Source organism: Xanthomonas sp. NCPPB 2864, from assembly GCF_056675615.1.
Window position 1 is genome coordinate 164,983 of the sequence record NZ_JBWWVS010000008.1, and the last position, 23,108, is coordinate 188,090.

The 23,108-nt window shown below is 67.4% G+C and carries 18 protein-coding genes; 7 read left to right on the plus strand and 11 right to left on the minus strand.

What is annotated here, in order from left to right:
- The first annotated feature begins 136 nt into the window (after window positions 1-136).
- The 4 genes from speA (at window position 137) to AC1KVE_RS16670 (ending at window position 9,646) form a co-directional block, all read left to right on the plus strand.
- Window positions 137-2,023, plus strand: a complete 1,887-nt coding sequence (gene speA, locus AC1KVE_RS16655; protein WP_046344820.1) for an arginine decarboxylase — start codon at window positions 137-139, stop codon at window positions 2,021-2,023.
- 891 nt (window positions 2,024-2,914) lie between these two features.
- Window positions 2,915-6,898, plus strand: a complete 3,984-nt coding sequence (locus AC1KVE_RS16660; protein ID WP_481092655.1) for an amino acid adenylation domain-containing protein — start codon at window positions 2,915-2,917, stop codon at window positions 6,896-6,898.
- Window positions 6,891-8,228 carry a glycosyltransferase gene (locus tag AC1KVE_RS16665; RefSeq protein ID WP_104608727.1) on the plus strand — a complete coding sequence of 446 codons (1,338 nt, stop codon included), beginning with the start codon at window positions 6,891-6,893 and terminating at the stop codon, window positions 8,226-8,228. The genes AC1KVE_RS16660 and AC1KVE_RS16665 overlap by 8 nt, the downstream gene beginning before the upstream one ends.
- Before the next feature lie 290 nt (window positions 8,229-8,518).
- Complete coding sequence (locus AC1KVE_RS16670) at window positions 8,519-9,646, plus strand: acyltransferase family protein (RefSeq protein WP_481092656.1); 1,128 nt, start codon at window positions 8,519-8,521, stop codon at window positions 9,644-9,646.
- Between the two features lie 165 nt (window positions 9,647-9,811).
- Here the strand turns inward: AC1KVE_RS16670 and AC1KVE_RS16675 are convergent, their stop codons facing one another.
- From AC1KVE_RS16675 to radC, 5 genes are all read right to left on the minus strand, one after another.
- Window positions 9,812-10,567, minus strand: coding sequence for an SDR family NAD(P)-dependent oxidoreductase (locus AC1KVE_RS16675; protein ID WP_167710054.1), 756 nt, complete (start codon window positions 10,565-10,567; stop codon window positions 9,812-9,814).
- Between the two features lie 40 nt (window positions 10,568-10,607).
- Complete coding sequence (locus tag AC1KVE_RS16680) at window positions 10,608-11,156, minus strand: hypothetical protein (protein WP_481092657.1); 549 nt, start codon at window positions 11,154-11,156, stop codon at window positions 10,608-10,610.
- 5 nt (window positions 11,157-11,161) lie between these two features.
- The gene (locus AC1KVE_RS16685) at window positions 11,162-12,043 is read right to left on the minus strand and encodes an SPOR domain-containing protein (protein ID WP_481092658.1); all 882 of its coding nucleotides are present in this window, start codon (window positions 12,041-12,043) and stop codon (window positions 11,162-11,164) included.
- A 45-nt stretch (window positions 12,044-12,088) separates the two neighbouring features.
- Window positions 12,089-13,777 carry an arginine--tRNA ligase gene (gene argS / locus AC1KVE_RS16690; RefSeq protein ID WP_481092659.1) on the minus strand — a complete coding sequence of 563 codons (1,689 nt, stop codon included), beginning with the start codon at window positions 13,775-13,777 and terminating at the stop codon, window positions 12,089-12,091.
- Between the two features lie 86 nt (window positions 13,778-13,863).
- On the minus strand, window positions 13,864-14,541 hold the full coding sequence (gene radC / locus AC1KVE_RS16695; RefSeq protein ID WP_046344811.1) for a RadC family protein: 678 nt from the start codon (window positions 14,539-14,541) through the stop codon (window positions 13,864-13,866).
- A gap of 96 nt (window positions 14,542-14,637) precedes the next feature.
- On the opposite strand from radC, the gene coaBC reads away from it, so the two are divergent.
- The 3 genes from coaBC to AC1KVE_RS16710 are packed head-to-tail and all read left to right on the plus strand — an operon-like array spanning window position 14,638 to window position 18,729.
- Window positions 14,638-15,906, plus strand: coding sequence for a bifunctional phosphopantothenoylcysteine decarboxylase/phosphopantothenate--cysteine ligase CoaBC (gene coaBC / locus AC1KVE_RS16700; protein ID WP_481092660.1), 1,269 nt, complete (start codon window positions 14,638-14,640; stop codon window positions 15,904-15,906).
- Complete coding sequence (gene dut / locus AC1KVE_RS16705) at window positions 15,903-16,370, plus strand: dUTP diphosphatase (RefSeq protein WP_016901966.1); 468 nt, start codon at window positions 15,903-15,905, stop codon at window positions 16,368-16,370. The genes coaBC and dut overlap by 4 nt, the downstream gene beginning before the upstream one ends.
- 13 nt (window positions 16,371-16,383) lie before the next feature.
- Complete coding sequence (locus AC1KVE_RS16710; protein WP_481092661.1) at window positions 16,384-18,729, plus strand: phosphomannomutase/phosphoglucomutase; 2,346 nt, start codon at window positions 16,384-16,386, stop codon at window positions 18,727-18,729.
- Between the two features lie 325 nt (window positions 18,730-19,054).
- Here AC1KVE_RS16710 and AC1KVE_RS16715 read toward each other — a convergent pair whose 3' ends face one another.
- From AC1KVE_RS16715 to AC1KVE_RS16740, 6 genes are all read right to left on the minus strand, one after another.
- Window positions 19,055-19,588, minus strand: a complete 534-nt coding sequence (locus AC1KVE_RS16715) for a hypothetical protein (RefSeq protein ID WP_435013045.1) — start codon at window positions 19,586-19,588, stop codon at window positions 19,055-19,057.
- A gap of 257 nt (window positions 19,589-19,845) precedes the next feature.
- Window positions 19,846-20,187: a lipid-A-disaccharide synthase N-terminal domain-containing protein gene (locus AC1KVE_RS16720; RefSeq protein WP_016901963.1), complete on the minus strand. Its 342-nt coding sequence runs from the start codon at window positions 20,185-20,187 to the stop codon at window positions 19,846-19,848.
- Window positions 20,187-20,909 carry a glycosyltransferase family 2 protein gene (locus tag AC1KVE_RS16725; protein ID WP_024940453.1) on the minus strand — a complete coding sequence of 241 codons (723 nt, stop codon included), beginning with the start codon at window positions 20,907-20,909 and terminating at the stop codon, window positions 20,187-20,189. The genes AC1KVE_RS16720 and AC1KVE_RS16725 overlap by 1 nt, the downstream gene beginning before the upstream one ends.
- An 88-nt stretch (window positions 20,910-20,997) precedes the next feature.
- Window positions 20,998-21,963, minus strand: a complete 966-nt coding sequence (locus tag AC1KVE_RS16730) for an SDR family NAD(P)-dependent oxidoreductase (RefSeq protein WP_104577265.1) — start codon at window positions 21,961-21,963, stop codon at window positions 20,998-21,000.
- Between the two features lie 44 nt (window positions 21,964-22,007).
- Window positions 22,008-22,733, minus strand: a complete 726-nt coding sequence (locus tag AC1KVE_RS16735; RefSeq protein WP_054591270.1) for a suppressor of fused domain protein — start codon at window positions 22,731-22,733, stop codon at window positions 22,008-22,010.
- 43 nt (window positions 22,734-22,776) lie between these two features.
- Window positions 22,777-23,085, minus strand: a complete 309-nt coding sequence (locus AC1KVE_RS16740) for a helix-hairpin-helix domain-containing protein (RefSeq protein ID WP_024940456.1) — start codon at window positions 23,083-23,085, stop codon at window positions 22,777-22,779.
- Window positions 23,086-23,108: the final 23 nt, after the last annotated feature.

The window sequence follows — 23,108 nt, forward strand, 5'->3', positions numbered from 1 at the left end:
GCTGGCGGCCATCCCGAACCCCCGCCAACCCCGCTCCAATCAGGAGCAGGGCGTGAAGTCGGCGCGGATTGTAACGGACCCTGCGCGTGCCAGGCGTTACACTTCACGCCCTTTTTGCCCCAGCCGAGTCAGCGAAATGAGCGATTGGTCCCTCGACCAAGCCCGCAAGACCTATTCGATCCCGCATTGGGCCGACGGGTATTTCGATGTGAACGACGCCGGACATGTGGTGGTCACGCCGACCAGCGACGGTCCGTCGGTGTCGTTGCCCGAGGTGGTGGACGCCGCACGCGCAGCTGGCGCCAAGCTGCCGCTGCTGGTGCGTTTCCCGGACATCCTGGGCCAGCGCCTGGGCAAGCTGCAGGCGGCGTTCGCGCAGGCGCAATCCGAATGGGACTACGCCGGCGGCTACACGGCCGTCTACCCGATCAAGGTCAACCAGCATCGCGGCGTGGCCGGCACGCTGGCCAGCCACCACGGCGACGGCTTCGGCCTGGAGGCGGGCAGCAAGCCGGAGCTGATGGCGGTGCTGGCACTGTCGCGTCCGGGCGGGCTGATCGTCTGCAACGGCTACAAGGACCGCGAATACATCCGCCTGGCGTTGATCGGCCGCAAGCTCGGCCTGCAGACCTTCATCGTCATCGAAAAGCCCTCCGAGCTGAAGCTGGTGCTGGAGGAGGCGCGCGCGCTGGACGTCAAGCCGGGTCTGGGCGTGCGCATGCGCCTGGCCTCGCTTGGCGCGGGCAAGTGGCAGAACAGCGGTGGCGACAAGGCCAAGTTCGGGCTGTCGCCACGGCAGGTGCTGGACCTGTGGAAGACCCTGCGCGACACCGAGTACGCCGACAGCCTGCAGCTGCTGCATTTCCACATGGGCTCGCAGATCTCCAATGTGCGCGACATCGCCAACGGCATGCGCGAGGCCACGCGCTACTTCGTGGAGCTGTCGCGGCTGGGCGCCAGGATCAGCCATGTGGACGTTGGCGGCGGCCTGGGCATCGATTACGAAGGCACGCGCTCGCGCAGCTATTGCTCGATCAACTACGGCCTGCATTCCTACGCCAGCAACATCGTGCAGCCGCTGGCCAGCGCCTGCGAAGAGCACGGCCTGACCCCGCCGCGCATCGTCACCGAATGCGGCCGCGCGATGACCGCCCACCACGCGGTGCTGATCGCCAACGTGTCCGAAGTGGAGCAGGCGCCGGAAGGCCGCGTGCCGGACGCGCACGACGACGAGCCGGCAGCGATCCGCCACCTGCGCGAGATCCACGACGAGCTCGATGTGCGCCCGGCGGTGGAACTGTTCCAGGAGGCGCAGCACTTCCATGCCGAAGGCTTGAGTGCGTATGCACTGGGCCAGATCGACCTGACCCACCGCGCGCGTATCGACGACCTGTTCTATGCGATTGCGCATGGCGTGCGTGCACGCCTGAGCTTCGACGAGAAGAGCCATCGCCCGGTGCTGGACGAGCTCAACGAGCGGCTGGTCGACAAGTACTTCGTCAACTTCAGCGTGTTCGAGTCGATTCCGGATGTGTGGGCGATCGACCAGGTGTTCCCGATCGTGCCGATCGAGCGCTTGAACGAAGCGCCGCAGCGGCGCGGCATCATCGCCGACATGACCTGCGACTCGGACGGCATGGTCAAGACCTACGTCGAGAACGAAAGCCTGGACAGCTCGATGCCGCTGCACACGCTGAATCCGGGCGAGAGTTATCGCATCGGCTTCTTCCTGGTCGGTGCCTACCAGGAAATCCTGGGCGATATCCATAACCTGTTCGGCGATACCGATGCGGTGGAAGTGGCCGTGGACGGCGATGGCTATCGCATCGCGCAGCAGCGCCGCGGCGATACCACCGATGTGATGCTGGACTACGTGGGCTATCAGCTGGACACGCTGCGTGCGACCTATGCCGAGCGCATCGCCGCCGCGCAGCTGTCGCCCGAGCGCGCACAGGAATTGAGCGATGCGCTGGAAGCAGGGTTGACCGGTTACACCTATCTGTCCGACGAACCGTTGGGCTGAGGCACTGCGCGCTGCGGGGGCCGTGGCGCGCCATGCTGTTTTCACCCTGGCGCGCACTGCATTGACGCGACGGCCCGCAGCATCGCTGCGCGGCCGTAATGTGGCGTAACTCATGTTCATGATCCGGTGCCATCGCCGGACGCCATGGTTTCTACGCGCCCTGGCCGAGCCCGGTAAGGCATTGCCTGCAACGACGGCGTGCCACGATCCACGCCATCAGCCCAGCCAGGGCCAGGCAATCACCAGCAACAGCTGTGCATACGTGATCGCCTCAGCATGGCAATGACAATCAAGTAACCGTGGTGTGACCGCACGGTTGCAGACGGCATTGCAAAAAATCACTGTATTTTGCGAAGTGGTTGCGCCGGCAATGCAATAACGTCAACGCCGTTGCACATAATGGTCTTAGTGCATGCGGCCATGGGCGCGGCGCAGGCCATGCAAAATTCCCGGAAAAAAGCCTTCACCGGCTGCGGTGCGATGCGTGGCCGTCGGTTCGGTAGCGCGCAACCGCCGCAAAACGCGCGCTGTGGGCATATGCATCCAGAACATTAGTTGAAATCACACTTCGGCAAAAAATTTTCGCAGGCGACGCGGATTTCGTGATTTTTGCACGGTTTATCGCGGTGGCTAATTGTTAGTGTTTGTTTAACTTGTCGGGAAACAAGTGCTTTTAGCAATGTCGTTGCACGTCGTGGTAGCGACGCTGCACGTCGCTTCGTGGTGCGTTCCCATTGTGCGTTTCCATCGTATATCGCCGGCATGCGCTGGCGGTCGTCGGTGTCTCTTACCTCACGTTCTCAAGGCCAGGTGCTGATCCGGCGTTCCACTGACCGCATTGCGGACATGGCGCACCGGGCGACTGCGCGCCACACAAGAAGGATGCACGCAATGCACACTGACGACTCTCCGGTGTTTCCCCTGACCAAAGCGCAACGCGGCCTGTGGGTGGCCAGCAAGTTGCATACCGACAACACCTTGATGTTGTCCGAAGCCCTGGAAATGTTCGGCCCGCTGGATCCGCAGCTGCTGATCCGCGCCAGCATGCAGCTGACGCGCGAATTCGACACGCTGCGGCTATGCATCGCCGAGCACGACGGCGTGCCGCATCAGGTGGTCCTGCCCGAATACACCGCCGCGATTCCGTATTTCAACGTCAGCGAAGATCCTTCCCCGCGCAACGCCGCCGAGCATTGGGTCGACGAAGAAATCCGCAAGCCGGAAGATCTGCAGAACGGGCCGTTATGGCATTGCGCGGTGTTCCGCCTTGGCGAAGACCACCATATGTGGGTGCAATGCGTCAGCCATCTGGTGATGGATGGCTATTGCGCCTCGATCATGATGCAGCGCATGGCGGTGCTGTATAACGCCTACGCAGAAAACATCGAGCCGGAGCCTGCACAGTACGGCAGCGCGCTGTCGCTGATCGAGCTGGAACAGCAGTATCGCGAGTCCGATCGTTTTCAGCGCGACCGCAGCTACTGGATGCAGCAGCTGGCCGACCTGCCGCCGCCGGCGACCCTGGCGCGTCCGGGCAATCACCTGTCGACCGGCTTGTTGCGTGGCACCGGACAGTTCTCGCCGCAGCAGGTGGTGCGGCTGCGCGCACTCGGCAAGGGCTATGGCGCCAGCCTGCCGCAGATGCTGATTTCGCTGATCGCCGCGTACTACTACCGCTGCACCGGTGCAGAGGATCTGGTGCTGGCCATGCCGGTAACCGGCCGCATCAATGCGCGCTACCGGCAGACCGCAGGCCTGGTGGCCAATGTGATTTCGCTGCGCCTGAAAATGGATCCGCAGCAGCCGGTGCATGCGCTGTTCGCGCAGGTGTCCTCGGTGGTCAGGCATGCGCTGCGCCACCAGCAATACCGCTTCGAGGACGTGCGCCGCGATCTGGGCATGTTCGGGATCGATCAGAAGTTCGCACGCCTGGCAGTGAACATCGAAGCCTTCGATTACGCACTGCGCTTTGGCCAGGCCTATGCGATGCCGCATAACCTGTCCAACGGCCCGGCCGACGATCTGACCATCTTCTGCTACGAGCGCGGCGACGGTGCCGCGTTGCGCTTCGATCTGGATGCCAATCCGGCGCTGTACGACAGCGACGAGCTGGCCGAGCACTGCCGCCGGCTGACCCATCTGGCCGATGCGGTGCTGGCCGATCCGGAATGCGCGCTGGGCCAGATCGATGTGCTGGGCGATGCGGAACGCCGCCGCCTGTTGCAGACCTGGAACGCCACCGCCGCAGCGCTGCCGGAACCGGCCACGCTGCTGCACGGCATGCTGCAGCGTGCCGAGCTGATGCCGGCGGCAGTGGTGGTGCAATACGACAACCGCACCCTGGACTACGCCACGCTGTGCGAACTGGCCTCGCGCATCGCCGCGCAATGGGTGGCCGATGGTGTCCGCCCTGGCGACGTGGTCGCCATCGCGCTGCCGCGCAGCGAGCAATTGCTGGTGGCCCTGCTGGCGGTGATGTGGAGCGGGGCGGCGTATCTGCCGCTGGACCCGGAAAGCCCGGCCGCACGCAACCGGCAGATGCTCAACGATTCCGGTGCCATCGCGCTGGTCTGCGAGCCGGCGTTGTGCGAGCGCTATCTGCTCGGCGGCATGGTCTGGCTGGATCCGCGCCCGGCGGTACTGCCGGCGGCAATCGCGCCGCTGGCCACGCCAGACGGTACGGCCTATGTGCTGTACACCTCCGGCTCGACCGGCGCACCCAAGGGTGTGGAAATCAGCCATCGCAACCTGTTCAATTTCCTGCATGCGATGGAGCATGAGCTTGCGTTGCGTCCGCGCGACCGCGTGCTGGCGGTCACCACCATCACCTTCGATATCGCCGGGCTGGAGCTGTATCTGCCGTTGCTGGTGGGTGCGCGCGTGGTCATCGCACCGGCCGGCATCACCCACGATCCACGCAGCCTGTCGCGGCTGATCGCGCAGGAGCAGATCAGCATGGTGCAGGCGACCCCGTCGCTGTGGCGCATCCTGCTGGCCAATCAGGATCTGGCGCTGGACCGTATCCACGCCCTGGTCGGCGGCGAAGCCCTGGTGCCGGAACTGGCGACCCAGTTGCTGAGCCGGGTCGGGCGCCTGACCCAGTTGTACGGGCCGACCGAAACCACGATCTGGTCGACCATCATGCCCTTGCAGCTCACCGACGCTGCCGCCCCGCCGATCGGCAGGCCGCTGCTCAATACCCGCGTCTATGTGCTCGATGCGCAGCGGCAACCGCTGCCGACCGGCGCGATTGGCGAGTTGTACATCGGTGGCGCGGGCGTGGCCAAGGGCTATCGCGGCAAGCGCCAGCTGACCAGCGAGCGCTTTGTGCGGGACCCGTTCGCCGACGACGGCAGCAACATGTACCGCACCGGCGACCGCGTGCGTCAGCGCCGCGACGGCATGCTGGAATTCATCGGCCGCGCAGATGCGCAACTGAAGATCCGCGGCCATCGCGTGGAGCCGGCCGAAATCGAAAACGCCTTGCTGCTCCACTCGCAGGTGGCGCAGGCGGTGGTGGTCGGTCATCGCGATGGCGACCACGACGCGCTGCAGTTGCTGGCGTATGTGGTGGGCAAGCATGGCGCGACGCCATCACCCGAGCTGTTGCGCGCCCATCTGCAGCAGCGCCTGCCGGCGTCGATGATTCCCACCCTGTGGGTGCCATTGCAGGCACTGCCGCTGACACCCAATGGCAAGCTGGATCGCCGCGCCTTGCCCTCGCCAGGTGCGCTGCCGCAGCGCGCGCATGTGGCGCCGCGCGATGCGCTCGAACAGCAGCTGGCCGCGATGCTGCAGGACGTGCTGGGCATCGAAGTGGTGGGTGTCGAAGACAACTTCTTCGAGCTCGGCGGCGAGTCGCTGCGCGCGGCGGAAATGGCTGCACGCTTCCCGCAGACGTTCGGTGTCGAACTGCCGCTGGGTACCCTGTTCCATGCGCCGACGATCGCCGGCCTGGCCGAGGTGATCAAGCGCAACGCGCAGATCCCGAACGATCCGCTCGGCGTGCTGTTGCCGCTGCGTGCGGGCACCCCGGGTACGCCGCCGCTGTTCTGCATCCACCCGGTGGTCGGCCTGGGCTGGTCGTATCTCACCTTGCTCGGTCAGCTGGATCCGCAGTGGCCGGTGTATGCCTTGCAGTCGCCGGGCTTGAGCGACCCGCAGCATCGCCCGGAAAGCATCGAGGCGATCGCGCGCGATTACTTGGCGCGGCTGCGCACGGTGCAGCCACAGGGGCCGTACCGATTGATCGGCTGGTCGCTGGGCGGCTTGATCGCCCATGCCATCACCGCCGAACTGCATGCGCTGGGCGAAGAAGTCGAATTGCTGGCGATGCTCGACAGCTACCCGCACCTGGAGCAGGCCGCGTCGCTGCCGGAATCGGAAAACGTGCGTGCATCGGTGCATGCGCTGGGCCTGCATCTGGCACCCGGCCAGCCGATGCCCACCACGGTGGCCGAACTGGCCAGCCTGCTGTGCGATCACTACGGCTTGAACGACTTGCCTGCAGTGCGTCAGCTGCTCGAGCAACGCCCCACGTTGCTGGACGACATGGGCGGCATGACCCAGCACCACCTGCATCTGGCGCGGCGTCATCGTCCCAAGCCGCTGGACCAGGATGTGGTGTTCGTCGAAGCGAGCGTGCGCATGACCTCCGGCGGCGACGATACGGTGTGGGTGGATTACCGGCCGCAGGCCTGGCGCCCGTATGTGCGCAACCTGCAGCTGCATGTGCTGGACAGCGACCACCACTCGATGCTGTCGTCCACGCATGCGGCCACGCTCAGCGCACTGCTGCACGCGGCCACCACGAAAGCCGCACAACGCGATGGCAGCATCGCCACCGCCAGCGACGGGGTGGCCGAATATGCCTGAGTCTTCCTTCAACGCGGGACGCCAGCGCCCGGTGCTGATCGCCACCCTGGGCACGCATGGCGATGTGCGCCCGATCATCGCGCTGGGCCGTGGCTTGCAGGCGCGCGGTTACCCGGTGCGGGTGCTGACCAGCGCCAACTTCGAAGCGCTGATCCGCGCCAATGGGCTGGACTTCTTCCCGCTCAGCGGTGACCACCAGAAACTGCTGCAGGGCCATCCGGATGTCGCCGAGATGCGCGGTGGCTGGCGCGGCATCTGGGGCACCTTGCGTGCGCAGCTGCTTGAGTGGGCGCGCGACTGGGCCGAGCAGGGCCGCGCGGCCTGTGCCGATGCCGGCCTGATTCTCGGCGTCGGCAGCGCCAGCCTGCTGGCGCATAGCCTGGGCCAGGCCTACGGCCTGCCGGTGGTGTTCACGCAATTGCAGCCGCTGACCGCCTCGCGGCATGTGCCGTTGATGGTGATGCCCACCGTGCGCCTGCCCGGGCTGGTGAGCGTGGCGCTGCATCACGCGGTGCGCTTTGCCGGCTGGCAGCTGATGCGCCCGGCGCTCAACGGCATCGTGCGCCCGGCCTTGGGGCTGCCGGCGTATCCGTGGAGTGGCCCCGATCGCAGCGCCCAGCGCGTGGTGTATGGCTACAGCGAGCATCTGTGCCCACGCCCGCCGGACTGGCCGGACCGGGCCCAGGTCAGCGGTTTCTGGCAGTTGCCGCAGCCGCAGTGGCAGCCACCGGCCGCGCTGCAGGCGTTTTTGCAGGCCGGCCCGCCGCCGCTGTATATCGGTTTCGGCAGCATGATCAGCAGCGATGCGGCCCAGCTCACCGCCATCGTCAAGGCGGCGGTGCGTCTGACCGGTCAACGCGCGCTGCTGGCCAGCGGCTGGGGCGGGCTGGCGGCCGCGGAAGACGCATCCGACGATGCCCAGCGCTTCTTCCAGCTGGAGCAGGCACCGCACGATTGGTTGTTTCCGCGGGTGTCGGTGGCCGTGCATCACGGTGGTGCCGGCACCACTGGTGCGGCGCTGGCTGCGGGGATTCCGTCGGTGGTGCTGCCGTTCGGCTATGACCAGCCGTTCTGGGCGCACTGCCTGGCCCAACGCGGCGTCGCCCCGCCGGCGCTTGCACGGGTCGGGCTGCAGCCGGAGACCCTGGCCGATGCCATCGGCCAGGCCAGCGCGCCGAGCATGCGCGCAGCGGCGCGCGCGCTGGGGCAGCGCATCCGCGAGGAGGACGGAATCGGCCGTGCGGTGGAGCAGCTGGAAGCCTGGGGATTGCTGCAACCGGCGCTGTCGGTGGCGCCGGCCGTGCGGATCGAGCAGCAGGCCGTCGCGTGACACAGGCCGATCCGTGATGGATGACGCTGTGGGGTAGCCACAGCGTCAACATTGGATTGGCTGCGGCAATGTGGATAGCCTCATCGAAGCCCCTTGGCTGCTGCACGGGTGGGGCGCTGGGGCCTATTGCCGCCGCCGATAGGTGGTCGACCGGACCATGCCTGCACGACTGAGTGAGGTGGAAACAGCGCCTGCATTGCTGATCCGAGCTGGCGACTGCGGCCAGCGCCGGCATCGTCGCATCGGCGGGATGCGGCACAATCGGGCTCCCTCGGCTTTGCATCGCCCGCATGCGCTACCCCGCTCTCGATCTGCTGCGTGGCATCGCCATTGTCTGGGTGATGCTGTTCCATTCCTTCGTGGTCGGCGGTCTGGGGCCGGACTGGGCGTGGTTGTCGCGCTACGGCTGGATGGGCGTGGACCTGTTCTTCGTCCTGAGCGGCTTTCTGATCGGCACGCAGGTGCTGAGGCCGCTGGCGCGCGGGCAACGCCTGGACTTCAAGGAGTTCTATCTGCGCCGCGCGTTTCGCATCCTGCCGGCGTTCTTGCTGGTGCTGGTGATCTACATGGCGTGGCCGGACTTCCGCGAGTCGCCCGGGCTGGCGCCGTGGTGGATGTTCGTCACCTTCACCCTGAACCTGTTCGTCGACTACGGCCGTGACGCCGCGTTCTCGCACGCCTGGTCGTTGTGCGTGGAAGAACATTTCTATCTGGTGTTTCCGTTGCTGGCGACGCTGCTGCTGCGTCGGCCCTCAGCTGCACGCTTTGGCGTGCTCTGCGTGCTGGTCGTGGTTGCCGGCATCGCGCTGCGTGCTGGCATCTGGTGGCACAACACTGCCCTGGACAGCGCTGGCGTCGGTCTGCAGCGCAACTGGTTTATCGAAGACATCTACTACCCGACCTGGAACCGTCTGGACGGTCTGCTGGCCGGTGTCGTGCTGGCGGTGCTGAAGGTGTTTCGTCCCATGACGTGGCAACGGCTGCAGCAGCACGGCAACGCCATTCTGTGTGCCGGCGTGGCGATTCTGGCGCTGGCACTGTGGCTGTTCCGCGAGCGCACCGGCCTGCTCGGCAACGCGGTGGGTTGGCCGGTGCTGTCGCTGGGGCTGGCTTTGCTGGTGCTCGCCGGCACCGCCAGCAGCGGTGTGCTTGGCGGTTTGCGCGTGCCGGGCGCGGCATGGCTGGCGGCCATCTCCTACAGCCTGTATCTGACCCACAAGGCCGTCTTCCATCTCACCCAGGGCTGGTTCGGCCCGGCGCTGGAGGGGCGGGGCGTGCTGGCATTTGCGGTGTATGGCCTGGTGGCAGTGCTGGGTGGCGCGCTGTTGCACTACGCGGTGGAGCGCCCGTTCCTGCAACTGCGCGACAGGATGCTGCGGCCAGGCGCGCAGCCGTTGGCTGCCGCCGATCGCGGCTGACCGGGCAAAGCAAAACGCCGCGCAATGCGCGGCGTTTTCGTCATCCCTGGCGGTGCGCCGGTTGCCGCGCCGCACCCAGCTTGGATGCGGCGCGATCTGCTCGCGCGCCGACCGCCACACCATCGGATCGCGGCGCGACCGAGGCACTGGCGTTGCAGGCCATCGTCACTGCGCGTCGCGCGCCACCTGGAAACCGGCGAACGACTGCGTGACCGGCATGATTTCCAGCCGATTGATGTTCAGATGCGCCGGCAGGCTGGCGACGTAGAAGATCTGCTCGGCGATGTCCTCGGCGGTCATCGGGGTGGCGCCGCGGTACAGCGTGTCCGAGGCGGCCTGGTTGCCGCCGGTGCGCACCAGGGTGAATTCGGTTTCGGCCATGCCCGGTTCGATCGAGGTCACGCGTACGCCGGTGCCGTGCAGGTCCGCGCGCAGGCCCAGCGAAAACTGCTGCACGAACGCCTTGGTGCCGCCGTACACGTTGCCGCCGGTGTAGGGGTAGGTTGCCGCGACCGAGGCGATGTTGATGATGGCGCCACGGCGTGCGATCAGCGCCGGCAGCAGGCGGTGGGTGAGGGTGACCAGCGCGGTGACATTGGTGTCGATCATCTGCTGCCACTGGGCCAGGTCGGCCTGCTGCGCGGGCGCGGTGCCCAGCGCCAGCCCGGCGTTGTTGACCAGCACATCGATGTCGGCAAACTCGGCCGGCAATGCGTCGATCGCTGTCGACAAGGCCTGCGCATCGCGCATGTCGAAGGCAGCGGTGTGCACCTGGCCGGCGGGCAGCTCGGCCGCCAACGCATCCAGGCGCTCGGCGCGGCGGCCGGTGGCGATGATCTTCCAGCCGGCGGCGGCAAAACGGCGCACGGCGGCGCTGCCGAATCCGGAGGTGGCACCGGTGATCAGAACAGTCTTGGACATGGGGGATAACTCCTGCGAACGAGGGGGTCAGGCAAAGGGATCAGGGTGTGGTGGCAGGACCAGGTGCGTTGGCCTGGGCGCGAAGCGCGCGCAGCTCGGCCTCACTGAGCGGCTCGCGCGTCACTACGCGGCCGTGTTGCACCTGCAGGAGCAGATACGGTGCTTCTGCGGTGCCGGGTGCGCTGTCGCCGGTGCTCGCGGCGGTTGGCAGGGCGATCACCAGCTCGCCATCGATCCAGTCCGCGGCGACCGGGGCGGTTCGTCCGGGGAACAACACCTCGAGCGGTAACGCCGGCGGCGCGGTGTCGCAGGCACCGATGACAATGCGATCCAGCAGCACTTGCGTCTGCTCCACGCGCCAATCAGCCTGGTAACCGCGCCAGTTTGCACTGCAACTGCCCAGCGCCGGCCGCGCATGCGCCACGAACCGTTGCCAGGTGGCCTGGTCGTCCAGCACCGGCGCCAATGGCTCGGCCAGCAGCACCGCGTCCTGCCCGTCGATCCGGATGCGGTCGGGAATCTGCTCGGTGGCGTGCGCCGCGCCGATCAGTCCCCACCACAACCACAGGCCGGCGGTGCGCTGCAGCACGGCGGCTACTGCGCCTTGATCGCAATGGCGGGCAAGCCGCTACCGGTCAGTTTCTGCTTGGCTTCTGCCAGTTCGCTGGCGCTGCCGTACGGCCCCATGCGCACGCGGTAGACGGTCTTGCCGCTGATGTCGGCCGACTCCACGCGTGCGGCCAGGCCCATCATCGCCAGCTTGGCCTTGGTCGATTCGGCATCGCCGGAGGCGCCGAACGAGCCGGCCTGCAGGATGTAGCGGGTGTTGTCGGTCACTGCAGAGGTAGCTGCCGGGGTGGCAGCTGCTGCCGTCGCTGCCGGCTTCGGCGCAGCGGTTGCAGCCGGCGTGCTCAGTGCCGCAGTGCTGGCCGGGGCCGGGGTGGCGGCCGGGCGTGCCGGGGCGGTCTCGGCCAATGGCTTCGGCGTGCTGGCGGCCGTTTCGGTCAACGGGACCGGCACGCTGGCGGCCGGCGTGGCTGCCGCCACACTCGCACCCGGTGCAGGCGCGACCGGCTTGCCTTCCAATGCGGCGCGCGCACGCGCGGCTTCCTCGGCGCGCGCACTCGCCGCCAGTTCGGCATCGGACATCTGCACTTCCTTGCCGGGCAGCAAGGTATAGAAGTCGTACTGGGTCTGCGCATCGCCCGGCTTGGCCTGCGGCTTGGGCGGTTGCGCGCTGGGCTTGGGCAGCTCGGCCGGCGTATCCACGTCGGCATCGGCCACCGGCTCGGGCTGCGCGTCGGGGTTGGCGCGCGGGCCTACGCGCAGGAAGCCGTCGCCATCCTTTTTGAACAGGTTGGGCGCGGCCAGAAAGATCACTGCCGCAATCGCAGCGCCCGCCACCAACCACACCCAACCGGGGGTGCCATTGCTGGTGTTGCGTCGCGCCTGACTCTTACCGCGTCGTGCTGCCATCTACCACTTCTCCGAATCACGTCGTTGCGGGCCATGCGGCCCGGCTTACATCTTTTCTGGGGCGCTGACGCCAAGCAGTTCCAGGCCGTTGGCGAGCACCTGTTGCGTGGCGACGGCGAGGGTGAGCTTGGCGTCGCGCTCTGCGGCATCGTCCACCAGCAGTTTGGTGTTGTGATACCACGTGTGGAAGGCGTGCGCCAATTCACGCAGGTATTGCGCGATCTGGTACGGCTCCAGCGTCTGCCCGGCGATTTCCACCACCTCCGCATAGCGCGACAGCTCGACCATGACGTTGAGCGAATACTCGTCGTCCAGGCGCGCCAGCTCGGCCAGTCCATGCGCCTGCTCGTACTTGTAGCCCTTCTCCTGCGCCTGCCGCAGCACGCTGCAGACGCGGGCATGTGCGTACTGCACGTAGAACACCGGGTTGTCGTTGCTCTGCTGACGGGCCAGGTCGATGTCGAAGGTGAGCTGCGAGTCGGGCTTGCGCGCGATCAGGAACCAGCGCACCGCATCGGCGCTGGTTTCCTCGATCAGATCGCGCAGGGTGACGTAGCTGCCGGCACGCTTGGACAGTTTCACTTCCTCGCCGCCACGCATCACCGTGACCATCTGGTGCAGCACGTATTCCGGCCAGCCCTGCGGGATGCCCAGTTCCAGCGCCTGCAGGCCGGCGCGCACGCGCGTCAGCGAGCCGTGGTGATCGGCCCCCAGCTCGGTGATCGCGCGCTCGTAGCCGCGCTGCCACTTGGTCAGGTGGTAGGCCACGTCCGGCACGAAGTAGGTGTAGGTGCCGTCGGACTTGCGCATCACCCGGTCCTTGTCGTCGCCGAAGTCGGTGGACTTCAACCACAACGCGCCGCCTTCCTCGTAGGTATGGCCGGAGGCGATCAGCTTCTGCACCGCTTCTTCGACCTTGCCATCCTTGTACAGCGAGCTTTCCAGGAAATAGATATCGAAATCGACGCGGAACGCGGCCAGGTCGTGGTTCTGCTCGTTACGCAGGTAGGCCACGGCGAAGCGGCGGATCGCGTCGAAGTCGGCAGGGTCCTTGCCGCCGGTGACCAGGTGGCCTTCCAGGTCGACGGTGTCGCCAGCCAGGTAGGCGGTGGCCACATCGGCGATGTAGTCGCCGCGGTAGCCGTTCTCCGGCCAGCCGTCGCTGTCGGGGGTGAGCCCCTGCGCGCGCGCCTGCACCGACAGGGCCAGGTTCTCGATCTGCACGCCGGCATCGTTGTAGTAGAACTCGCGCTTGACGTTCCAGCCGTTGGCATCGAGCACGCGCGCCAGGCTGTCGCCGATCGCCGCGGCGCGGCCGTGGCCGACGTGCAGCGGGCCGGTCGGGTTGGCCGAGACGTATTCCACGCCCACCGAGCGGCCGTTGCCGGCCAGCCCGCGGCCGTAGTCGTGGCCCTGCTTGAGCACATGCGCCACTTCGCGCTGGTAGGCGGTGGGGGCGAGGTGGAAGTTGATGAAGCCCGGGCCGGCGATCTCCACCTTGGCCACGTCGTCGCTGGCCGGCAATGCGGCGACCATCGCCTGGGCCAGCGCGCGCGGGTTGCTGCGCGCCGGCTTGGCCAGCAGCATCGCGGCATTGGTGGCGAAGTCGCCGTGCTCGCGCGTCTTGGGCCGCTCGACCACAAAATCCGGCGGCAGGGTGTCGGCAGGCAGGGTACCGTTGGCGCGCAAGGCTTCAATGCCTTGGCCGATCAGTGCGCGGAGTTGGGCTTTCACGTGGGATCTGCTTGGAACGAAACCACCGATTTTACCCGACCGCGCGCCCCGGGGTCGGGCCGACGGTTCAGGTCACCGCCGCGCGCTCATCCCAGCCAGCCGCGCTCGGCCAGCGAGACCGGACGCCCGTCGCCGATCACGAAGTGGTCCAGCAGGCGGATATCCACCAGCTCAAACGCATCCAGCAGGCGCCGGGTGACCGCGCGGTCGGCCTCGGACGGCTCCGGATTGCCTGAAGGGTGGTTGTGCCCGACGATCACCGCCGCGGCATTGTGCAGTAGCGCCCGCCGCACCACTTCGCGCGGGTGGATGTCGGCCCCGTCGATGGTGCCGGTGAACACTTCCTCGAAGGCGATGGCGTGATGGCGGGTGTCCAGGTACAGCACCGCGAACACCTCGTAGGGGCGCGCACGCAGCCGCTGCGAAAAGTAGCGGCCGACGCTGGGCGGGTCGCTGAGCGCGTCGCCGCGTTCCAGTGCGCTCAGCAGGTGGCGGTGCGCCAGTTCCAGCGCCGCACTGAGCTTGCAGGCTGAGGCCGGACCCAGGCCGGGCAGGCGCGCCAGGGCGGGCGCCGTGTGATCCAGCAGCACGCGCAGCGGGCCGTGGCGCAGCAGCAGATTGCGTCCGGTCTGGACAGCGTCCTGGCCGCGCAGGCCGGAGCCGACAAAGATCGCCAGCAGCTCGGCATCGGACAGGGCAGGCGCCCCGCGCGCCAGCAGTTTCTCGCGTGGGCGTTCGTGGGTGGGCCAGTCGTGAATGTGCATATGGCGAGATTGCCGGTGCTCATCGCTCACGCCTATCAGGCCGGACGGGGGCATCGGCTAATCTAGTTGTCCTTGTAACCGTAGGACGACTCCGACGTGATCGGCTCCACTCAGGCCCGCCCCCTGGACGGACAGCGCTTGCTGCTGTGCGTCGGCGGAGGCATTGCCGCTTACAAATCGCTCGAACTGGTCCGTCGCCTGCGCGACGCCGGTGCGCAGGTGCAGGTCGCCATGACCAGCGGCGCGCAACAATTCGTCACCCCGCTCAGCTTCCAGGCGCTATCCGGGCAGCCCACCCGCACCACGTTGTGGGACAGCGCCGCCGAGCAGGCGATGGGACATATCGAACTGGCGCGCTGGGCCGATCAGGTGATCATCGCCCCGGCCACCGCCGACCTGCTGGCGCGGCTGGCGCACGGCCTGGCCGACGATCTGGTCAGCACGCTGTGCCTGGCCACCACCGCGCCGCTGACCGTGGCCCCGGCAATGAACCACCGCATGTGGCTGCACCCGGCCACGCAGGCGAACGTGGCGACCCTGTCCGCGCGCGGCGTGCGCGTGGTCGGTCCCGAGGACGGCCCGCTGGCCGAAGGCGAGTCCGGCCCCGGCCGGCTGGCCGAGCCGGCGGCGATCATCGCCGCCCTGGCCGGCGGTGCCGGCAGCGCCGCGCCGCTCGCCTCCAAGGCTGCTGCCGCCCCGGCGTTCGTGCCCAGCAGCGCGCAACTGGACGGCCTGCGCATCGTGATCAGCGCCGGCCCCACCTTCGAGGACCTGGACCCGGTGCGCTACGTGGGCAACCGCAGCAGCGGCAAGATGGGCTATGCCCTGGCCGCTGCCGCTGCCAGCCAGGGCGCCGACGTGGTACTGGTCAGCGGCCCGGTGCACCAGACCACCCCGGCCGGGGTGCGGCGGATCGACGTGCGTTCGGCTGCGCAGATGCGCGATGCGGTGCTGGGCGCGTTCCCGGCCGACATCTACATCGGCGCCGCCGCAGTGGCTGACTACACCCCCAAGCGGGTGGTCGCGCAGAAGATCAAGAAGACCGGCGAGACGCTGACCCTGGAGCTGGTGCGCACCCCGGACATCCTGGCCGAGGTCGCCGCGCAGACCGGCGCGCTGAAGCTGGTGGTCGGCTTTGCCGCTGAAACGCACGACGTGGAGCATTACGCGCGTGGCAAGCTGGCCGCCAAGCGGCTGGACCTGATCATCGCCAACCAGGTGGGGATCGAGGGCGGCGGCTTCGAAAGCGACAACAACGCCGCCACCGCCTACTGGCAGGGCGGCGAGCGCGCCTTCCCCAGCAGCAGCAAGACCGAACTGGCCGACCAGCTGTTGGCCCTGATCGCGGAGAGATTGCAGGCATGAGCACCCCGACCCAGTCCTTGCAGGTGAAGCTGCTCGACCCGCGCTTTGGCGATCTGTGGCCGCTGCCGGCCTACGCCACCGACGCCAGCGCCGGCATGGACCTGCGCGCCGCGCTGGAAGCGCCGATGACGCTGGAACCGGGCGATGCGGCGCTGATTCCCAGCGGCATCGCCATCCATCTGGCCGACCCGCAGCTGTGCGCGGTGATCCTGCCGCGCTCGGGCCTGGGCCATCGCCACGGCATCGTGCTCGGCAACGGCACCGGGCTCATCGATGCCGATTACCAGGGGCCGCTGCTGATCAGCACCTGGAATCGCGGCCGTGAGGCCTTCACCATCGAGCCGGGCGACCGCATCGCACAGCTGGTGATCCTGCCGATCGTGCGCGTGGGCTTGCAAGTGGTGGATACTTTCGTCGACAGCGCGCGGGGAGCGGGTGGATTCGGCCACACCGGCGTGCGCTGACGGGGGACGTCACATGAGCAAGGCGAACGAGCGCAGGCAGTCGATGTCCAGCGTGCGTACGAGTGGTCCGGTGTTAGGGGGGGTGTTGGTGCTGCTGGCTGCCTGGTTCGGCTGGAGCAGCTATGCGCAATGGCGCCAGGATGCGGTTGCGCAGGAGCTGGAACAGGCGCGCGACCGCGCCGTGCAGGACATCAGCCGGGCCATGGCCCAGCAGGCCAGCCAGCTCGACGCCGTGCTCAAGCAACCGCAGGTCATCGCCGCGTTGGCCAATGGCGACGCGCTTGCGGCTGCTTCGAGCATCCGCGAGCGCTTCAAGGGCGCCGAGGATGTGCAGGTCCTGTCCGGCGACCTCACCGCCGCCTACGACAATCCCAAGGACTTCGGCTACGCGCGGCTGAGCCTGCTCGAGTCGGCACTGGTGGCCGAGCGTGCGCAGGTGCACGTGGTGCGCGATGCCAAGCAGGTCCGTCTCGGCGTGGCGGCAGCGGTGCGCCTGGGCGCGCAGCCGGCGGTGGCGTATGCGCGGCTGCCGTTGTTGCGTCTGACCGGCCCGCTGGATGCGATCGCAGTGCCCGGCAGTGCGTACCTGGCCTTGCGCCAGGGCAGCTACAACGTTGCCCAGCAGGGCGATCTGGTGCTGGCCGATGCTGCCGAAACCCTGGCCAGGCCACTGGGTAACAGCGGCCTGCGCGTGGCCGCCGCGGTGCCGCAGCGCGATGACGGCCCGCTGGGTCTGGGCGCCGTGGGCTGTGCGATCGTGGCCGCGCTGCTGCTCGTCATCGCTGTGCTGTTGGTGCTGGCCAGCCGTGGCCGCGTCGCCTTGCCGCGTCGCCGCGTGTCCGGCGAGCCGACCGCCGACGAACCCACCTTCAGCCAGAGCCTGCAGCACGACGCCAGCCTCGCCAGCCAGGCGCGCCCGCTGGAGACAGATGCGCCGCCCGCGCCGCCGGCGCTGGTGCCGGCCGTGCAGGTCGCCAGCGAGATGTTCCGCGCCTACGACATCCGTGGCGTGGTCGGCAAGGATCTCAATCCCGGCGTCGCCGCGTTGATCGGCCAGGCCATCGGCAGCGTGATGCAGGCGCAGGGCCTGCGTGAGGTAGTGGTCGGCCGCGATGGGCGGCTGTCGGGCCCGGAGCTCGCCAATGGCCTGATCGACGGCCTGCGCCGCGCCGGCTGCCAGGTGATCGACATCGGCCTGGCGCCCACCCCGGTGGTGTACTTCGGCGCCTACGAACTACGCGCCGGCAGCTGCGTGGCGGTCACCGGCAGCCACAATCCGCCCGACTACAACGGCTTCAAGATCGTGATCGGTGGCGAGACCCTGTCCGGGGCGGCGATCGCCGAACTGCACCAGCGCATCAACGAAGGCCGCCTGCATACCGCGGCAACGCCTGGCGATCTGGAACAGCGCGACATCAGTGACGCCTACATCCAGCGCATCGCCGACGACGTGCAGCTGGACCGCCCGATCAAGGTGGTGGTGGATGCCGGCAACGGCGTGGCCGGCGATATCGCGCCGCGCCTGCTGGAAGCGATCGGCGCCGAGGTCATCCCGCTGTACTGCGAGATCGACGGCACCTTCCCCAATCATCATCCCGACCCGAGCGAGCCGCACAACCTCGACGACCTGGTGAAGATGGTGCAGCGCTTCGATGCCGATATCGGCGTGGCCTTCGATGGCGATGCCGATCGTCTGGGCGTGGTCACCAAGCAAGGTGCCATGGTGTTCCCGGACCGTCTGCTGATGCTGTTCGCCGCCGATGTGCTGCAGCGCAATCCCGGCGCGCTGGTGATCTACGACGTCAAGTGCACCGGCAAGTTGTCCGATCACGTGCTGCGCAACGGCGGCAGCCCGTTGATGTGGAAGACCGGGCACTCGCTGATCAAGGCCAAGATGCGCGAGACCGACGCCGAACTGGCCGGCGAGATGAGCGGGCACTTCTTCTTCAAGGAGCGCTGGTACGGCTTCGACGACGGCATCTATGCGGCCGCACGCCTGCTGGAAATCCTGGCCCAGCGCGAGGAAACCCCGTCGGAGGTGTTGGACGCCCTGCCCGAAAGCGTGTCCACGCCGGAAATCAAGGTGCCGGTGGACGGCGATGCGCACGCACTGGTCGCGCGCTTGGTCGAGCGTACGCAGGCTGGCGAGGAATCGCCGTTCGAATCGGCGCGGCTGTCGACGATCGACGGGCTGCGTGCGGACTTCGCCGACGGCTGGGGCCTGGTGCGTGCCTCCAACACCACGCCGATCCTGGTGCTGCGCTTCGAGGCCGATACCGAAGACGCACTGCAGCGGATTCGCGGATTGTTCCGCAGCCAGTTGCAGGCCCTGCTGCCGGATCATCCACTGGAATTTTGACCGGTCGGTACGTCCCGGGCGACTGCCCTGCCGGCTTACCGCCAGGGCAGGTCGCGTCGCCACAGCTGCCGACCACACCGTGCTCGGCGCAGGCAGATGCAGGCGATCACCGCAGCGCGCAGCCCGCTCCGACAGGCGTAGGCGGTCGACGTCAGACGTCGACCGAACAAACGCCGCTCGACGTCAGACGTTGATCGAGCAGGCGCCGCTGGACGTCAAATGTTGATCGAGCAGACATCGCTCGCACAGATATCCCGCAAGGCTGACAGGCGAAGACGCGGGTCAATCTTTCCGGCTCAAGCCAGACGAATGCACGCGATCACGGTCACCTGCCTCCCGGACCCGGCATGCGTGCGCGATCATCCGGCGCTGCAATCGCGGCGCCGTGTGCAGCGTGGCCGTGCAACAGCCAGACCGCATCCCAGTACGGATACCCGCCGATCTGCGCAGCCAGCCCTGCGCGTAATGGCAACGCCACCAGCGCGCGCGCGAACTGTCGGTGGTCCTCAGTCGGCGCAAGCGCCGACGCCTGCATCTGCTGCTGCCACACCGTCCCACCACGGCCGCGCGCGCGATTGACCGCCTCGGCAGCCGCCTGTCGTGCGACCGCAGCCAGTTGCAGCAGCGCAGCCTTGCCCGGCGCCTGCAACAGCGCACACCAACTGTCCGGCAGCAGCACCCAGCACAGCAACTGCGCACCCTGCCAATGACCGGCCGCCGCAAGATTGGCCGCTGCCGCCCGCGCGCAACGCCAGTCGGCAAACAACGGCACCTGCTGATGCGTGTCCAGCCGCAGGTGCCAATGCGCCGCAAGCGGCGCCGACCCGGACAACGGACGATGGAGGAGCGCGCTGGACATAGGCACAGCATGCCGATGAGCAAACAGCCGCGGCATCGGCCACGCGCCTCATTCCAGGTCGGTAACCAGCGCATCGCGACGTACGAAAAAACGCGTTGACCCCAGCTAGCGAGCCCCTGACGTTATCCACCGAAAATAGAGTCAATGCGGCACGCTCAATCAGCTCAGCTACGCAACCAGCATCGCCTCAAAGCCCGGAAACGTGGAGCGGGAGTGCCGCACTTACGAATCCCCACTCCCCACTCCCCACTCCCCGCTCAATGCACCGCCCGATCCCGCCTCCAGCCGCGATGCTTCACATCCAGATACAGGCTGTAGAACGCGGTGAACGCCGGGAACAGGTTCTGCAGCACGCCCACCGAATCCTGCTTGGCCGAGAACACGAAGTAGCTCAGCGTCATCAGGCTGCCGACCACGCTCATGTACCAGAACATGCGCGGGATCACCGGCTTGCCGGCGCGCTTGGAAGCGACGAATTGCACCAGCCAGCGGCCGCCGAACATCAGTGCGCCCACATAGCCGATCAGCTTCCAGCCGGTGACATGCAGCCCGGTCCAGTACAGCCAGGTCAGCGGTTGATCCAGCCAATGCAGTTCCATCAGCGCTCCTGCACCACGGTGCGCTTGCTGCGGGTGATCAACCAGGCCACGCCGCGCAGGTCGCGGATGCCGACCAGCGCGCGATTGAGGTTGTTGTACTTGGACACGCCGGCGGTGCGATGGCGGTGATGCACGGGTACGCTCACCGTGCGCCAGCCGGCACGCTGCATCAATGCCGGCAGATAGCGGTGCATATGATCGAAGTAGGGCAGGTCCAGGAACGCCTCGCGCTCGAACAGCTTGATGCCACAGCCGGTATCGGGGGTGTTGTCGTGCAGCATGCGCGAACGGATCGCGTTGGCCCACTTGCTGGCCCAGCGCTTGGACCCCGAATCCTGGCGGTTGACCCGCCAGCCGGCGAACAGCTTCACCTGCGGCTCGGCACTGGCGCGGGCGGTCAGCAGCTTGGGAATGTCGGCTGGGTCGTTCTGGCCGTCGCCGTCGAGCGTGGCGATCCAGCTCGCACGCGCGGCCTTGACGCCATTGCGCACCGCCGTGCTCTGGCCGCTCTGGGTCACGTGATGCAACACGCGCAGTTCCGGCGTGGTGGTCTTCAGGCCTTGCAGCACCGCTAGGGTGTCGTCGCGCGAGTGGTCGTCGACATAGACGATCTCGAACGCCACCAGCCCGCGCAAGGCGGCGACGATTTCGCCGACCAGGGCGGCGACGTTGTCGCGCTCGTTGAACACCGGGACGACGACGGAAAGCTGGGGTTGGCTCATGGATTCGTGGTGCCAGATGAAGGCTGAGCGAAAAAGATCGCGCATTGTGCCCTGACTGTCTGAGTCAGGCATGAAGCGAACCTGTGCCCTAGGCGCGCTCGCCGAAATAACTGCGGCACCAGTCCACCACCTGCGGCAGGCCGTGCTCGACCGGGGTGGCCGGCTCGAAGCCGAAGGCGGCGTGCGCGCGCTGCGTATCGGCCATGGTGCGGATCATGTCGCCCGGCTGCATTGGCCGGTAGACCTTCTCGGCCGGGCGCCCGGCGGCCTGGGCGATCACGTCGATGAAGTATTCCAGCTCCACCGGGGTGTGGTTGCCCAGGTTGAACACCCGGTGCGGCACTGGCTCGCTGCTGGGCGTGTCCAGCGCGCCCAGCACGCCGGCCACGATGTCGTCGACGAAGGTGAAGTCGCGCTGCATCCTGCCGTGGTTGAACACCTCGATCGGCCGCCCCGCCAGCACCGCGCGGCTGAAGATCAGCGGCGCCATGTCCGGCCGGCCCCACGGCCCGTACACGGTGAAGAACCGCAGCCCGGTTGCGCGCAGGCCGTACAGCTGCGCATAGGTATAGCCCATCAATTCGTTGGCGGCCTTGGTCGCCGCATACAGCGAGCGCGGCTGGTCCACGCGCTGGTCTTCGGAAAACGGCGGGGTGGCCGAGTCGCCGTACACCGAACTGCTCGAGGCATACACCAGGTGCTGCACGCCCCGATGCCGGCACAGTTCGAGCATGTTGACGAAGCCGACCAGGTTGCTGTCGACGTAGGCGGACGGGTTTTCCAGCGAGTAACGCACCCCCGCCTGCGCGGCCAGATGCACCACGCGTGTGGGTCGGATCTGGTCGAACAACGCGGCCAGGCCGTCGCGGTCGGTCAGGTCCAGCGTGCGGATGTCGATGCCCGGGCACAGCGCCGCCACCCGGTCGCGCTTGAGCTGCGGGTCGTAGTAGCTGTTGTAGTTGTCCAGGCCCACCACCGACTCACCGCGCGCAGCCAGCGCGCGGCAGGTGTAGGCCCCGATGAAACCGGCGGCGCCGGTGACGAGAATGGTCATTGCAGTGGTCCTGGAGATATCGGAAGCGGGCGGGCAGGTGGCGCTCAGAACAGCCCGAAGCGCTTTTTGGCGACGTTGACGCGATCGAGCGCAATGATGTCCCCAATCCCCTTGGCATCGAAGCGATCCAGCAGCGCATCGCTGCCGTCCTTCAGTTTCAGCGCCATCTCCTCCGGATACAGCGGCACCACCGTCATGAACACGATGGTCTTGTCGGCATCGATGGCCAGGCGCGCAAATCCCTCGGGCGTGCTCACCGGCGGTAGCACGATGGCGCCGTCGAAACGCACGCCGGGTGCGTAGGGTTCGGCCGGATGACCATTGGGAATGGTGTGGCCAAAGCCCAGCCAGGTCTCGAACTTGTGCGGCAGCCGGGCCAGGGTCTTGAGCAGGCGGACCGGCCAGTAGTGGCGCGGGTCTTCGAAGTCGCGCTGGTCCATCGGCCAATCGGCGGGCAGGCTCAGCATCAGCTCCATGTACTGCGGCGCTTCCACGCCCTCGGGCAGGGTCATCGGCCGGTCGCTCATGCCCGAGGTCACCAGCCGCAGGTACGGGACATCCGCGGTGGCGGGCACCACATGCACGTCCAGATGCACGGCGTCGGAGATGATTTCGTGCAGCACTGCCGAGATCGGCCCCAGGTGCTGCTCGATATGTGCGCTGATCTGCTCGATGCAGTCGCCGCCGTGTGCCGGCTCGAATGCCTTTTCCTGCGCGTGCAGCATCAGCGTGCTGCCGCCGGGGCTGATCTGGTCGTCTTCAGTGCTCATGGGTTGCTCCGGTTGATGGCCGCACCTGATCGCATGCGCGCACTCACCCCAGACTGAGCGGTGCTTCGCTGGCCAGGGTTGCCTTGCGTTCGGCGCTGAACGCCCACCACGGCCGTGGCGCCTCGCCTTGCATGAAGCGCGTGATCGACAGGAACACGTCGATCACGCAGGGGTCGTGCAGCACGCCGGTGCACAGACACAGCTGCGCATACATGTCGTAGGCATCGCGACCGCGCAACTGCGCGGCAACCCGGATGCCGATCCGCTGCAGATCCTTTTCGCAGGCCGGCCCCACGTTCGGCAGGTCGGTCAGATGCAGCAGGTGCTTGCGATCGACCTTGGCGGGATTCATTGCCGGGGATGCTCCTGGTGCGG

Bases quoted from the DNA above. Each gene is read 5' to 3' on its own strand.
- AC1KVE_RS16730 (WP_104577265.1), bottom strand. From the start codon at position 21,963: ATGACCATTCTCGTCACCGGCGCCGCCGGTTTCATCGGGGCCTACACC.
- AC1KVE_RS16710 (WP_481092661.1), top strand. From the start codon at position 16,384: ATGAGCAAGGCGAACGAGCGCAGGCAGTCGATGTCCAGCGTGCGTACG.
- AC1KVE_RS16660 (WP_481092655.1), top strand. From the start codon at position 2,915: ATGCACACTGACGACTCTCCGGTGTTTCCCCTGACCAAAGCGCAACGC.
- speA (WP_046344820.1), top strand. From the start codon at position 137: ATGAGCGATTGGTCCCTCGACCAAGCCCGCAAGACCTATTCGATCCCG.
- AC1KVE_RS16670 (WP_481092656.1), top strand. From the start codon at position 8,519: ATGCGCTACCCCGCTCTCGATCTGCTGCGTGGCATCGCCATTGTCTGG.
- AC1KVE_RS16720 (WP_016901963.1), bottom strand. From the start codon at position 20,187: ATGGAACTGCATTGGCTGGATCAACCGCTGACCTGGCTGTACTGGACC.
- AC1KVE_RS16715 (WP_435013045.1), bottom strand. From the start codon at position 19,588: ATGTCCAGCGCGCTCCTCCATCGTCCGTTGTCCGGGTCGGCGCCGCTT.
- dut (WP_016901966.1), top strand. From the start codon at position 15,903: ATGAGCACCCCGACCCAGTCCTTGCAGGTGAAGCTGCTCGACCCGCGC.
- AC1KVE_RS16725 (WP_024940453.1), bottom strand. From the start codon at position 20,909: ATGAGCCAACCCCAGCTTTCCGTCGTCGTCCCGGTGTTCAACGAGCGC.
- AC1KVE_RS16675 (WP_167710054.1), bottom strand. From the start codon at position 10,567: ATGTCCAAGACTGTTCTGATCACCGGTGCCACCTCCGGATTCGGCAGC.
- AC1KVE_RS16740 (WP_024940456.1), bottom strand. From the start codon at position 23,085: ATGAATCCCGCCAAGGTCGATCGCAAGCACCTGCTGCATCTGACCGAC.
- AC1KVE_RS16665 (WP_104608727.1), top strand. From the start codon at position 6,891: ATGCCTGAGTCTTCCTTCAACGCGGGACGCCAGCGCCCGGTGCTGATC.
- radC (WP_046344811.1), bottom strand. From the start codon at position 14,541: ATGCACATTCACGACTGGCCCACCCACGAACGCCCACGCGAGAAACTG.
- AC1KVE_RS16685 (WP_481092658.1), bottom strand. From the start codon at position 12,043: ATGGCAGCACGACGCGGTAAGAGTCAGGCGCGACGCAACACCAGCAAT.
- AC1KVE_RS16735 (WP_054591270.1), bottom strand. From the start codon at position 22,733: ATGAGCACTGAAGACGACCAGATCAGCCCCGGCGGCAGCACGCTGATG.